Origin of the sequence: Idiomarina sp. 28-8 (assembly GCF_000320945.2) — a bacterium.
GTDB lineage: Bacteria > Pseudomonadota > Gammaproteobacteria > Enterobacterales > Alteromonadaceae > Idiomarina > Idiomarina loihiensis.
Genome location: NZ_DF266789.1, coordinates 648,164 through 661,927 on the forward strand (window position 1 = coordinate 648,164; position 13,764 = coordinate 661,927).

The window sequence follows — 13,764 nt, forward strand, 5'->3', positions numbered from 1 at the left end:
GCGAGGCTTACCATGCGTTGCGATATTGAGGGCTGGCAACAGGACTTTATTGAGCGACTGGCGCGGGCAGACTTGCCTGCGCCGCAATCGCGGCACTCAAATTTAAACGACTCAGATCTATTCGCACTTTTTCACAGCCAGGTTCTGAGCCGCTTCATTGATATCGAATCGCGTCGCCTGCAACGCCAGGGCAAAAGCTTTTATACCATTGGTAGCGCGGGACATGAGGGCAACGCTGCAGTTGCAGCGGCTTTACGGGTAACCGATCCGGCTTTTCTGCACTATCGCAGCGGCGCATTCTTTCTACAGCGTGCCAAGCAGTTAGAAGGCTCGAACTCGCTATATGACCTCATGCTGTCGTTTTGTGCCTCCAGTGAAGACCCTATTTCAGGCGGTCGCCACAAGGTTTTAGGCAGCCTGGCACTGAATATACCACCGCAAACTTCAACCATTGCTTCGCACTTACCCAAAGCTATGGGTACCGCCTACGCCATTGGACTCAGTAAACGCTTAAAGCAAGCTGGCCAGTGGCCGGATGATGCCATTGTGCTTTGTAACTTTGGCGACGCCTCAGCAAACCACTCCACCGCCGTAGGGGCTCTAAATGCCACCGGCTGGAGCGCTTATCAGGGCATGCCGATGCCTATTCTCTATGTGTGTGAAGACAACGGCATTGGTATTTCTACCTCGACTCCCAGAGGATGGACAGCTCATCAGCTTCAGAATTACCCAGCAATACGCTACTACTATGCAGACGGCGCTAATGTCAGTGAAACTTACGCAGTAGCCCGTCAGGCAGCTGAGTATATCAGGCGTACGCGAAAGCCCGCTATTTTACATTTGAAGACTCAGCGCTTCTTTGGTCATGCCGGTGCCGATGCAGAAGTTGCCTATCGCAGCAATGAATCGATAGAACAAAGTTTTGAAACTGACGTGCTTTTGCAAAGTGCAGCGCAAGTTATTGAGCGAGGACTTTGTACCGGCATTCAACTCTCGGAAAAAGCACAATGCTGGTTACAGCGCATTCGTCGGGTGGGCACTGAGGCCTCTGCCCGACCCAGGCTCGAATGCGCAGAGTCGGTCATGGCTTCCATTGTGCCAAAAACTCTGGCCGACGATACTCAGCCGCTAACCAGCACCCAGCAACAGGCGGTATTTGCGTTTGATAAGCGCAACTTTAAGAAGCCTCAACCCTTAGGCAAAATGATTAACTGGGCATTGCACGAAATATTGGCGCGATACCAGAACACCGTGGTATTTGGTGAAGATGTTGGCAAAAAAGGTGGGGTATACCACGTGACTCACCACTTGTTCGATCACTTTGGCGCAAATCGTGTGGTGAATACCTTACTGGACGAGCAAAGCATTCTTGGCTTAGCCATGGGCATGGCGCAGCAAGGCTTTCTGCCCATACCAGAAATACAGTTCCTGGCTTATGTACATAATGCCGAAGACCAAATTCGGGGCGAAGCCGCAACTCTGCCCTTTTTCTCTAATGGTCAGTACCACAACGGTATGGTCATTCGTATTGCCGGTCTGGCCTACCAGAAAGGCTTTGGCGGACATTTTCACAATGACAATTCCTTCGCCGTATTTCGTGATATTCCGGGCGTTATTGTGATGTGTCCATCAAACGGACACGACGCCGTGCTCATGATGAGACAAGCGGTTCAGCTTGCTCACTGCCAAAAACGCTTAGTGATTTTTCTGGAGCCTATTGCGCTTTATATGACTCGGGACCTGCTCGAAGAAGGCGACAAAGACTGGCTGCATGAGTTTCCGCCAGCTTCCGCAGCGCTGCCAGCTCTCGGAGAACCTTCCAGTTACGGTGAAGGTAATGAGCTGGTTATTATCACCTATGGCAACGGCTATTACTTAAGTCGCCAGGCGTGTAGCGAACTCAAGCTTGAACAGCGCATTCGCATTCTGGATTTACGCTACTTAGTACCACTGGACATTGAAAAGGTTGTGGCGGCGGTTGGCTCTGCTAACCAAATTTTGATTGTCGACGAATGCCGTAACCGCGGCTCGTTAAGTGAAGAACTGGTTACCGCTCTGTACGAACACCGAGGCGACTGGCAGCGTGTTGACCGCATTACCGCCAAAGACAGTTTTATTCCTCTGGGCTCTGCCGCTTATAAAGTTCTCCCTGGAAAAGAAGACATTATCCACTATTTACAGGAGCATTTAGGCCAATGAAACAAACTGCCGTTATCGTCTGCCCCGGTCGTGGTGGTTACAACAAACCTGAATTAGGCTCTATTACTGAACGCCATTTGCCAAAGCAAAGCGATCTCATTAACCAGTTAGACAAAGTCCGCGAAAACGAAGGTTTTATTAGCGTCTCTGAGCTAGACCAAAAAGCAAAATTCGACCATCGCCTGCATTTAAAACCCGAGAATTCGGCGGCCCTAATTTTTGCGGCCGGTTACGCCGACTTTAAAGCCGTTGACCCGGAGCAGTATGACATAGTGGCAGTGACCGGAAACTCCATGGGCTGGTACACCGCCCTCGCCTGTGCCGGTGTATGGCGGCCGGAAAACGCGATGTCTATTGTTACCGATATGGCAAAGCGAACTGCCGCTGCCGACGGTGCGCAGCTTATTTACCCCATTATGAACGAGCAGTGGCAACCGGACAAAACCCGTGAAAAAGCCGTTAGTCAGATGTTAGAACAACACGCCGGAGAGCTGTTTTTATCCATTCGTTACGGCGGGTACGTTCTGCTGGCGGGTACACAGGATGCTGTTACCGCTGCCAGCAAAGCATTGGAGCCGGTTGATAACCGCTTTCCTATGATTTTACCCGGCCATGCGGCATTTCATTCGCCGTTAATGAAAGAGGCGTCAGATCAGGCTCTTTCCGTGTGGGACAGCAGCCATTTCAGACAACCCGAACTGCCACTGATAGACGGCCGTGGTGTTATTTGGGAGCCGCCCGGCTGCCATTTAGACGCCTTGCAACGATATACTTTTGGGCACCAGGTGACCGAATATTATGACTACACCAAAGCCATTACAGTTGCCTTAAGGGAGTTTGCGCCGGATAAGCTATTGTTGCTGGGACCAGGCAACAGCCTGGGTGGCGCCACCGGACAAAGTCTGGTCGCAACCCACTGGCGAAACCTTTCCAGTAAAGATGACTTTACCCAACGGCAGGAAAGCGAAGAAGCCCCGGTGATTAGCCTGGGGCTGTAAATGGACTAGTGAATACCCTTGCTGTTCAGGTGTCCTTTGTACGCCATATCGCTTTTCATAATATGATTCATGAGCCAGGCTTTTACGAACTCCAGTAGCTCATCAATAACGTCTTCGTGGCTATCAACCCGGTGCTTGAAGCGCATCACATCCTGCACTAAGTCGCGGTGCTTAAGCTTGTGGTTTTCTAAGTCCGGATAGCCGTTGCGCTCCATTAACAACTCTTCGTAGTTAAAGTGCGTTGCGGTGTAATTAATTAACGAATCTACCAGACGCTGTAACGCATGCTGATCACCGTCACGAAGCTTCAGGCGATACAGCTCATTAGCAATGTAAATTAGGCGCTGGTGCTGACGGTTAATTTCTTCAATGCCCACATCCAGCTTCGGCGACCATTCAATGAGTACGTCTTGTTCTGAAAGACGTCGCTCTATCACGTCTTTTTCAATGTAATAGCGGTCACCCAGGGATTTAATCTCGCCGCCTAAAGTCGTTAGCTGGGCAGAGCTTTCTAACGCCTCTTGCGAGCGTTCATCGACAATTCGTGCACTTTCAGAAAGTGAATTAATGTTTTCCTGAATGTTTATAGTTACAGCAGACTGCTCTTCCGTTGTGGAGGCTATTTGAATATTCAAGTCGTTAATGACACCAACATTTTCGACAATGTCGGATAATGAACTTGCAGCCCGGTTCGCTTGCTCGACATTTTCGCCCGCCAGGGTTTTATTGCGCTCCATGGTTTGCACTGCATTGTTCGTGTTGGTCTCCAGCCGACCAATGACACTTTGTATTTCGCCAGTTGAAGCCTGTACCCGTTGTGCTAACTGTCTGACTTCATCAGCTACAACCGCAAAGCCCCGACCGGACTCACCGGCTCTGGCGGCTTCAATAGCTGCATTAAGCGCCAGCAAATTGGTCTGGTCGGCAATATCATTAATGGTCAGTAATATTTTCGAGATAGACTGACTATCTTCAGATAATGTTTTTATAACACGCTGAGATTCGGACACTTCTTGCTCGAGTCTCTGGATGGCAGTCACCATGGTATGAACAACCTGCTGCCCATTTTTGGCGGATATCAGGGTGTTATCAGCTTCTGTTGCGGCTTTCTGAGTTGACTCTGACACTTCACTTATCGCCGAGGTCATTTGCTCGACTGCCGCAGCTGCGCTTTGCATTTGCGAAGCCTGAGCTCTTGCCCGTTCGGCCAGCTCTTTAATTGCCTGATAATTACCGTTACCCAGCCTGTCCATGCCGTCGCTCGACTTGCGTATAGCATCCACTGAGTAACTGGTCTCAATAGCGACCGAGTTCAGGTAATGAGTTATTTTCGACAGCTCATCATGCCCCTCTGTCGAGCTCAAACTATTTAGGTCGCCATTTGCCAGCTGTTTGGCCATTTTAATATTGGCAGACACCGCCCGGTAAATTCCTAAATATAAGCTGGTAAATAACAGTAACTGCAATAACAACACCCCGACAATCAAAGCCGCGTTGGTCCAAATCACCGTATCTAATTTTGTCAGGCGCTGTTCAAGTCTCCAGTGATAAGCCGGAATAACGCTGTCGTAAAAAGCAAATAACGCCCCTGTCGCGGCAGTTCCTTCACGGAAGAAGTCACTGGCCGACATATTGCGTTCCATTAGTTTGCTAGAAGCAGTTTCGCTAAATAATCTTAACTGCTGTTCGGCTGCCTTAGCCTGCATCAACAAGCCCTGGTCGTTAACTTCTTCGGATAAACTCTCGACAACGTCCACAAAGTCGGAAACCTGGTTTTCCAGCACGTAGCTTAAAATGGTGACATCCTGCTGTAGTTCGGGGCTTTCCTTTCCGCTTAACCATTGAGCTCCCAACCCCCTTAAGCGACCTCCCTGCTCAACTAACTGCGGCAGTTCTTCAACAGAAAGACGTGCTAAGAACAAGCTAGGCAAATCATTTTCCAACAGTTGTTGGGAGTTTTTGCCAAGCAGCTTTAACGCACTTTGGACCTTTTCCAAAAGCTCAGTATGCTGATGAAAAGTGTCCGTTGAACCGCTTAAGCCCTGCCATTTACGGCGCAGCTCCAGCAATAATGATTCTGGCAGCAAATGACTTTGGCCTGGTTTACTTTGGAGGTCATCCAGAGCACTAAAATGACGATTAATGGCTTGCACTGAACGGTTTATTTCACTGGAAAACTCTCGTTTTTGAGCTTCACTCCCAGTCATTCCCCGGTGCATGGCGATATGCTCTAAAAGCCCTCTTAATTCTGGCCAGTATTGAGCGGCTTCATGCTTTTGTTCAACCTGATGGCTTTTTTCCAGTGAGTCATTAACCATCAACGAACTCAGTACAATAACCGGAATAAAGAGTAAAAAACCAATCAAGCTAAATTTTCGTCTAAAACTCAGTAAATTAAATAACTTTTGGACAGGGCGAGTTAACCAATCGAGCCACTTCATAACCACTCCACTACAGGCAGAATCTACAACCACAAACGGCTTATTCTGCTCATTCATCGGCATTAGTCACACATAATACAGTGTTGTTGGTTGCCAAGTGGCTTTTGCTTGATCGTGATCAATAAACCAGTAAACTTTCTAAAGTCATCTTGGTCATTTCGTTAAAAGCGGTCTGTCTTTCATTAGCCGACAAGCCATTGCCCGTTCTTATTTCATCAGAAACTGTCATAACGGCTAAAGCCTGTTTCTTATGAATCGCGGCTACCGCATAAAGAGCCGCTGCCTCCATATCTAGCGCCAGAACATTCATGGCTTCCAGCCGAGACTCCAGTTTTTTGTCCGGATGGTAGAAACTGTCAGTAGAAAATACATTGCCAACAGCTACACGCTGGTTCTTCTTCTGACAATAACCGACGAACTCACTTAACAATTTGTAATCTGCAATTGCTGCAAAGTCATAACCGCCAAACAGCTTTTGGTTCATTGAAGAGTCAGTACAGGCTCCCTGGGCAACGACCAGATCACGCAAATTAAGGTTTGCTGATACGGCACCGCAAGTGCCTACCCGCACTAAGCGCTCAACACCGAAATGCTGAAACAACTCTTGCGCGTAGAGTGCACAAGACGGCATCCCCATCCCGGATCCCATCACCGACACGGGTGTACCGCGAAATTGCCCGGTAAATGCCAGCATATTTCGGGTATCACTTATGAGTTCTGCACTGTCCAGATGTGTTTCAGCAATATGTCTTGCCCTTAACGGGTCACCAGGAAACAAGCAAAGTTCAGCAAAATCACCGGCTTTTGCCGAAATGTGTGGTGTGGTCATAGAAGTCGCCTTGTTATTTTTTCATCAAGATAGATGACAACTCAGAAATAATCGACTATATTTCGAATTATTCTAAATTAGATTATCAAGAAATAATATGATCGATGTTATTATGAAATTAGCAACAGGCTATCGCAGAAGCGTCGTTTGGACGTTGACGCTGATCACTATTGCTGCCGCTGCGTTCATCCCGTCTATTACCATTGATACCGATCCGGAGAACATGCTGCCGGATGACAACCCGCAGCGAGTTTTCCATAATGAGGTAAAAGAAACCTTCGCTATGCATGACATGATTGTCGTTGGCGTAGTGAATAAGAACACCGTCTACAACCAAAAGACTTTAACCGACCTGCATACCATGTCGAATTACGCGGAGTCACTGGACGGAGTTATCAGTGACGACCTGATGTCACTGGCGAATGTCGATAATATTACTCAGGAAGAGCCCGGCACCATTCGTTTTGAATGGATGATGAAACAACCGCCAGAAAGTAACGCGGAAGCGCAATACATCCAGAAACAAGTAAAAGACCTGCCATTGCTTTATAACACCATTGTGTCCGGCGACGACAAGTCTGCCGCTATTTATGTACCCATTGAGAGCAAAGACCAGAGCTATGCTCTGGCGGAGCAACTGCGTGAAAAAATTACCACTTTGGAAACCAGTGATGACTGGCACATTACCGGTTTACCCGTTGCTGAAGACCAGTTTGGCTATGAAATGTTTGTACAAATGGGCATTTCAGCGCCGCTAGCAGCAGCGGTAATTTTCGCTCTGCTTTGGTTTTTCTTCCGCAATGTGCGTTTCATAAGTGCAGCAATGATAGTCGCCATGTCGACAGTGCTTATTACCATGGGAACACTCATTGCTCTGGGGTTTACCGTACACATTATGTCGTCGATGATCGCTATTTTCCTGATGCCTATTGCGGTAGTCGACTCAGTGCACATTATGTCCGAGTTTTCGGACCGATACCGTGAAAAAGGTAATGCAAAAGACACCATAAAAGACGTGCTGAGGCACCTGTTTACACCCATGCTATTTACCTCAATAACCTCGTCTATTGGCTTTTACTCGCTGATGCTAACGCCAATTCCACCGGTGCAGGTGTTCGGCGCTTTCGTTGGCTCCGGAATTCTTTTGGCCTTCTTAATTACGGTGCTTTTCGTGCCTGCCTATATTTGCGCACTGAAACCATCAACGCTGGAAAGCTTTACTCAAGTGACTCATGACGAGCATAAACAAGGTTGGCTGCAAAAAATGGGGGCTACCGCGGCTAGCCACGCCAAATTGTGGATAGCCTTTTTCCTGGCCGTTCTGGCTTTTGCCTGGTTCGGTATTCAGCAAATAAACATTAACGACAACCCGGTGCGTTGGTTTAAACCTGACCACGAGGTTCGTATTGCTGACGAAGTATTAAACGACCACTTTGCCGGGACGTACAACGCGTATGTAGTATTTGAAAATACCTTAGATACGACCGAAAAGGCTCGCTCAGCGGTTCGTGACGCCCTGAATAACGACGCGCTGTCTGAAGAATCGCGGGATGCTATAAGCGCTCTGCTTGAGCAAGAAAAAGTGAACTTTAACCAGTGGATTATCGCTATTGATGATCTGCTCTTCAGCGTTGGTTCCGACCAATTAGAGCCGTTAGAGCGCTTAATGACAGAGCTCGAACAGCTGAATAGCGCCAGCAAAGCATTCCAAAGCCCGGAATTACTAGCTTACATGAGCGAGATGCAAGCGTACTTGCAAACGACAGGCTTGGTGGGCAAATCCAACAGCCTGTCCGACGTGGTCAAGACGGTTAACCGTGAATTACGCTCCGGTGAAGAGAAAGATTACCAACTGCCGGACAATGCCAACGGCGTTGCGCAAACCCTGTTGCAGTATCAGTCATCGCACCGTCCGCAGGACCTCTGGCACTTTGTTACGCCGGACTACAAACGCAGTTTAATGTGGTTGCAGTTAACCAGCGGTGACAACCAACACGTAACCCAGGTCGTCAAAGCTGTTGATAGCTATATTCAGGATAATCCTCTGCCTGCAAACACTGAAATGGACTGGGCCGGCAAAGCTTACCTGAACGTCGTGTGGCAGGAAGCCATGGTCGAAGGCATGCTCGACAGCTTAATCAGTGCTTTTGTGGTGGTGTTTATTATGATGGTGCTGCTGTTCCGCTCAGTGGTCTTCGGTGTACTGGCCATGTTACCGCTGAGTCTGACCATTGCCTTTATTTACGGACTTATCGGCTGGGTCGGTAAAGACTACGACATGCCCATTGCCGTGCTGTCATCGCTGACGCTTGGGCTGTCGGTGGACTTTGCTATTCACTTCATTGAACGCACCCGCGCTACATTCAAGCAAACCGGTAACTGGAAAGACACTCTGGTAGTTATGTTTGATGAGCCCGCGCGGGCCATTTCCCGCAATGCCATTGTCATTGCCATTGGCTTTACGCCACTGCTGTTCGCACCGTTAGTGCCCTACATTACCGTAGGCGTATTCTTAGCCAGCATTATGGCCATATCCGCCATAGTGACGCTTATTATGCTCCCGGCGGTAATGACCGTATTTAGCCGCCTTATATTCCGTGGAGACCAATCATGAAACACCTATTTTTAACCGCTTTATCCGCCGCCGTTTTATTCGTTAGCGGCCAGGCTATTAGTGCCGAAAAAAGCGCGCGTGAAATTGTCGAGCAAGCCGAGTTAAACGCCTATTACTCTGGTGATGACGGCCGCAGCGCAGCGCGAATGATCATCACTGATAATCAGGGCCGCGAACAAATGCGTCAATTCACCATTTTGCGCAAAGACCAGGAAGACGGTGGAGTTCAGGACATGATGATATTCTTCTCACGCCCTGCCGATGTGCGTGACACTGTGTTTCGCGTGGTAAAACGAGTCAACGACGACGATGACCGCTGGCTTTATTTACCCGATCTGGATTTGGTTAAACGCATATCAGCAGGCGACAAGCGTACGTCTTTTGTCGGTTCACACTTTTTCTATGAAGACGTTTCCGGTCGCGATACCGCTTTAGACAGCTATGAAGTTCTGTCGGAGGACGATGCAAAGTACGTGCTAAAAGGCACACCTAAAGACTCTGACAAGGTTGAGTTTAGCTACTACGAAGTGGTCATTGATAAAGAGCACATGCTGCCAGTAGAAAGCACCTTCTATAACGACAGCGGCGAAGCTTATCGCAAAATGGAAGTACTAGAAATTGAAACGGTTCAAGGCTACCCAACTGTGACTCATTCACGAATATCGGATCTTGAAAATGGCGGTAAAACCGACATGCAATTCCGCTTTATGCAATACGACATTGGCTTACCGGACAGTATTTTCAGTGAGCGCAGCTTACGTAACCCTCCGGCAGAATGGTTACAACTGAGAGACTAATTATGCCATACCGGAAAATTTTAGCGTTTACTGTTCTTTTCACTTTGGCTCAGGCCGCATCGGCACAGGACTCCTGGGGGGATGACGAATGGGAAAGTGACTGGGGAACGGAACAAGACCAGGGTATTGATGTCTATGGTTATGTTGAGGCGGCAATAGGCGGACGATTTGAATCCTCCCCCTATCACAAGCGTCTGTCTATTGCTGAGCCTCGACTACAGTTGGGTTTTGACGAACGCTGGCAAGATATTGCCTGGACAGCAAAAGCCGACGGCTGGTACGACGGCTTTGATGAAACCTGGCACGGTCAAATTCGCGAACTTAATGCTCAGTTTACGGTTTTCGATAACACCGATATAAAAGTTGGCCGTCAGGTACTCACCTGGGGCACCGGCGACTACTTATTCCTTAACGATCTGTTCCCTAAAGACTGGCAGTCCTTCTTTGTCGGACGTGACCAGGAATACTTGAAGGCGCCATCTGACGCACTGCGTATCACCAGCTACTTCGACTGGTTCAATGTCGACTTTGTCTGGTCTCCTGAGTTTGACCACGACAATTACATTCGCGGTGAACGCATTTCTTATTTTAATCCGCTAACCCAGCAGCTGACAGGCGACGATCCGTCCATTCAGTTTGTTGAGCCCACGCGCGATGAGTACGCTTTGCGCTTGTTCCGTAATCACGAAGGTGTGGAATACGCCGTCTATGGTTACGACGGCTTTACCAAAAGTCCGGAGGCAGTGACTGACAACTTCCAACCCACCTTCGGCCGCTTAACTGTGGTTGGCGCCTCCGTTCGAATGCCCCTAGGACCCGGATTAATGAATACCGAAGTCGTCAATTACAACCGTCATGATGCAGAAGATCATTGGCGCGCACTGGTTGGTTACGAGCAAGAATTATGGACGCGCTTTACCGGCGGCTTTCAGGCTTACCTGGAGAAAGGCAACGCACAAACGCGCACCGTATTCACCACTCGCTTAACCTGGCGAGACGAGCGTGATGACCTGAGTCTGTCGTTGTTTGCTTTTGTATCACCGAATCAAAGCGACGGCTATTTACGGCCTACATTCGACTACCGTATTGACGATAACTGGTCGTTCAGCGGTGGTTTCAACCTATTTTTCCGCGAACGCCCAGACACCTTTTTTGGCCAGTTCACTGAAAACAACAACGCGTATCTGCGTATGCGGTATGCATTTTAATAAAAAAACTGAAGGAGTTTTACGATGAGTGTCGAAAGAGCTATAACCGCATTTGCCGGCTTTATGGTATTGTTATCGGTAGCTTTGACTTACTGGGTTCACCCTAACTGGGTATGGCTAACCGTATTTATTGGCGCGAACTTATTTCAACAATCTTTCACGGGTTTTTGTCCTGCAGGCATTTTTATGAGAAAAGTCTTAGGATTAAAAACAGAGCGTGAGTTAGAAAAATCAGGAAAATAACGACACCATGAGTGCAACTGAATCACAAGAGATGCATCAGGAAGAGGCGCAGAATGCAGCAAGCTTTCTGCGCTCTTTAGGTAACCCCCACCGTTTACAAATTTTATGCCGACTGGCTTTAGGTGAACAAAGTGTGGGTCAGCTTCATCAGTTTTTTGACTTAAGCCCGTCAGCTTTTTCACAACATCTTGCGGTATTGCGTCAGCAGCAATTGGTCAGCATTCGTAAAGAGTCGCAAACCGTGTACTACTCCATAAAAGACCCGGATACCGAAGCTTTTATGACGTTATTGAAAGATAAATTCTGCCCTTCGCTTTAAGTGGTACTACTAAAGGGATGCTACCTTTTGTCGCATCCTAACCACCTAAAAAATAGAGAATAATAGCGACATTACCTTATTAAAGGACAATGTCGTATGAAAGCTATTTATCCTCTGGCAACTTGCTTACTCTTGCCAATTATCAGTTACGCTAACGAAACCACCGATATTCAGGAAAGAATTGTCATTATTGGCGAATCGATGCAGTCGCCCAGTGAATGGGTGGTCGATTCGAAACAACCCAGACAACCGCTGCCTGCTCACGATGCCGGTGATTTTTTAAAAAGCGTTGCGGGATTTAGTGCAACCCGCAAAGGTGGAGCCTCTGCTGACCCATTATTCCGGGGAATGGGAGCTGGCAGACTGACCATAGTTAATGACGGACAAATGCTGCAGGGTGGGTGTAGCAGCCGCATGGATCCGCCAACGGCGTACATAACCCCACAAAGTTATGACAGCGTGACGATTGTTAAGGGCCCACAAACCGTATTGTTCGCCGGTTCAGCGGCATCTATTCATTTTGAGCGCGAAGCAACGTTTTTTGAGATACCGGAGTTTACCGGTTACTTAAATTCCACCACGGCGCAGTACGGCCGCCTGAATGCTACGGCGGATTTAACCTGGGGGGCACAGCCCGGCTACGTGCGGGTAAACGCTTCTACCGCAACCGCCGATGACTACGAAGATGGCTCGGGTAATAGCATTAACAGCCAGTATGAGCGCTGGAGTGGCGATATTGACCTTGCCTGGACACCGTCACGGCAGCATCGTCTGATGCTCAAACTTGGCGTCAGCGATGGCGAGGCAGCCTACGCCGATCGCAGTATGGATGGGGTGCTCTTTGACCGTGAAAGCGTCGCACTGAATTACCAATGGCAACCTGACAACCGTTCGCTCGAAGAACTTTCTGTTAATGCCTATTTCAATACCATTGACCACGTTATGGACAACTATTCGTTGCGCGAGTTTACCCCGTCGATGATGATGCCCAACCCAACGGCAAGTAATCCGGATAGATATTCCCGTGGTTTTAAACTTGCCTCCGAATGGCAGTTAAACCCTTCCGGGCAACTCAAAACTGGGCTTGAACATAATGAGTCAGATCACCGTAACCGTTCCAGCAAAGATCAGTTGAACCAACCATTTGAAAGCCTTAACCGAGTTGATGACGCTTTTATTGAGCAAGATGGCATTTATGCAGAATACCGCCACTCTATAGATCAAGAATGGCAGTTAGTCAGCGGTTATCGGCTTGATCACTGGAAAATGACAGACAAGCGCACCGACATTCAACCTATGTCAGCTCCGGCTCAATCCAACCCCACGGCGAATGAAACACGCAGTGAGAACCTTCATAGCGGGTTTCTTCGTATAGAAAAACAGCTTAAAAATGGTTATTGGTATGCGGGTTGGGGTCAGGCGGAGCGGTTCCCGGACTACTGGGAGGCCATTGGTAACAGCCGCCAGTCACCAACGTCAGAATCGGCTTTTTACACCGGCGCAGAGACCAACCAACAATGGGATATTGGTCTCGATATAAACACCGATAAATGGCGACTGGACGCGTCCATTTTCTACAGTCGGGTCGATGACTTTATTCTTTTGCAAAAAGGCATGATGATGCAGCCGGATACCGTCCGTAATATTAATGCCCGAACCTGGGGCGGGGAAACAACCTTAAGTTACCAACTGACCCAAGCCTGGTCGGTGTCATCAGCACTGGCCATAACCCGCGGAAGTAATAAAACCGATGATAACTATCTGCCGCAGCAACCTGCTGATGAACTGCGTATTGCCACTGATTACCGCCACAACGCACTGACTTACTCTTTGCTCTGGCGCCTGGTGGATAAACAAGAGCGCACAGCAGTGAATCAGGGCAATGTCATTGGCTATGATATCGGTAATAGCCCGGGTTATGGTGTTTTATCGGCAAATATCGACTGGAAAATTGATCCAAAGTGGCAGCTAAGTTTAGGAGTCGATAATATACTGGATAAAACCTATGCAGAGCACTTGAGTCGCTCCGCCGCCAGCATTTCAGGATACCAGCAAATTGACAAAGTTAATGAGCCGGGTCGTACTGTCTGGCTGCAGACCAACTACCACTTTTAAG

At 48.5% G+C, this 13,764-nt stretch carries 10 protein-coding genes; 8 read left to right on the forward strand and 2 right to left on the reverse strand.

Annotated elements, in window-relative coordinates; genetic code table 11:
* The first annotated feature begins 12 nt into the window (after positions 1–12).
* Together RJ32_RS03270 and RJ32_RS03275 are read left to right on the forward strand one after the other, a co-directional pair.
* Complete coding sequence (locus RJ32_RS03270) at positions 13–2,199, forward strand: thiamine pyrophosphate-dependent enzyme (RefSeq protein WP_034819012.1); 2,187 nt, start codon at positions 13–15, stop codon at positions 2,197–2,199.
* On the forward strand, positions 2,196–3,197 hold the full coding sequence (locus RJ32_RS03275; protein ID WP_034819014.1) for a malonyl CoA-ACP transacylase: 1,002 nt from the start codon (positions 2,196–2,198) through the stop codon (positions 3,195–3,197). The genes RJ32_RS03270 and RJ32_RS03275 overlap by 4 nt, the downstream gene beginning before the upstream one ends.
* Positions 3,198–3,202: 5 nt before the next feature.
* On the opposite strand, the gene RJ32_RS03280 is transcribed toward RJ32_RS03275, so the two are convergent.
* On the reverse strand, positions 3,203–5,638 hold the full coding sequence (locus RJ32_RS03280) for a bacteriohemerythrin (RefSeq protein ID WP_235598904.1): 2,436 nt from the start codon (positions 5,636–5,638) through the stop codon (positions 3,203–3,205).
* A gap of 118 nt (positions 5,639–5,756) precedes the next feature.
* Entirely contained in the window at positions 5,757–6,467 is a 711-nt protein-coding gene (gene deoD, locus RJ32_RS03285) for a purine-nucleoside phosphorylase (RefSeq protein ID WP_011233437.1), read from the reverse strand.
* Between the two features lie 97 nt (positions 6,468–6,564).
* Between deoD and RJ32_RS03290 the strand changes: the two genes are divergently transcribed.
* From RJ32_RS03290 to RJ32_RS03315, 6 genes are all read left to right on the forward strand, one after another.
* Positions 6,565–9,081 carry an RND family transporter gene (locus tag RJ32_RS03290; protein ID WP_034819018.1) on the forward strand — a complete coding sequence of 839 codons (2,517 nt, stop codon included), beginning with the start codon at positions 6,565–6,567 and terminating at the stop codon, positions 9,079–9,081.
* Positions 9,078–9,878, forward strand: a complete 801-nt coding sequence (locus RJ32_RS03295; RefSeq protein ID WP_011233435.1) for an outer membrane lipoprotein-sorting protein — start codon at positions 9,078–9,080, stop codon at positions 9,876–9,878. Before RJ32_RS03290 ends, RJ32_RS03295 begins: the two co-directional genes overlap by 4 nt.
* Before the next feature lie 2 nt (positions 9,879–9,880).
* Positions 9,881–11,086, forward strand: coding sequence for a hypothetical protein (locus tag RJ32_RS03300; protein ID WP_034819020.1), 1,206 nt, complete (start codon positions 9,881–9,883; stop codon positions 11,084–11,086).
* Positions 11,087–11,110: 24 nt separating this feature from the next.
* Positions 11,111–11,329: a DUF2892 domain-containing protein gene (locus tag RJ32_RS03305; RefSeq protein ID WP_011233433.1), complete on the forward strand. Its 219-nt coding sequence runs from the start codon at positions 11,111–11,113 to the stop codon at positions 11,327–11,329.
* A 7-nt stretch (positions 11,330–11,336) separates the two neighbouring features.
* A complete protein-coding gene (locus RJ32_RS03310; RefSeq protein WP_011233432.1) occupies positions 11,337–11,648 on the forward strand; it encodes a helix-turn-helix transcriptional regulator in 312 nt (103 codons plus the stop codon).
* 96 nt (positions 11,649–11,744) lie between these two features.
* Entirely contained in the window at positions 11,745–13,763 is a 2,019-nt protein-coding gene (locus RJ32_RS03315) for a TonB-dependent copper receptor (RefSeq protein ID WP_034819023.1), read from the forward strand.
* Position 13,764 lies beyond the last annotated feature (1 nt).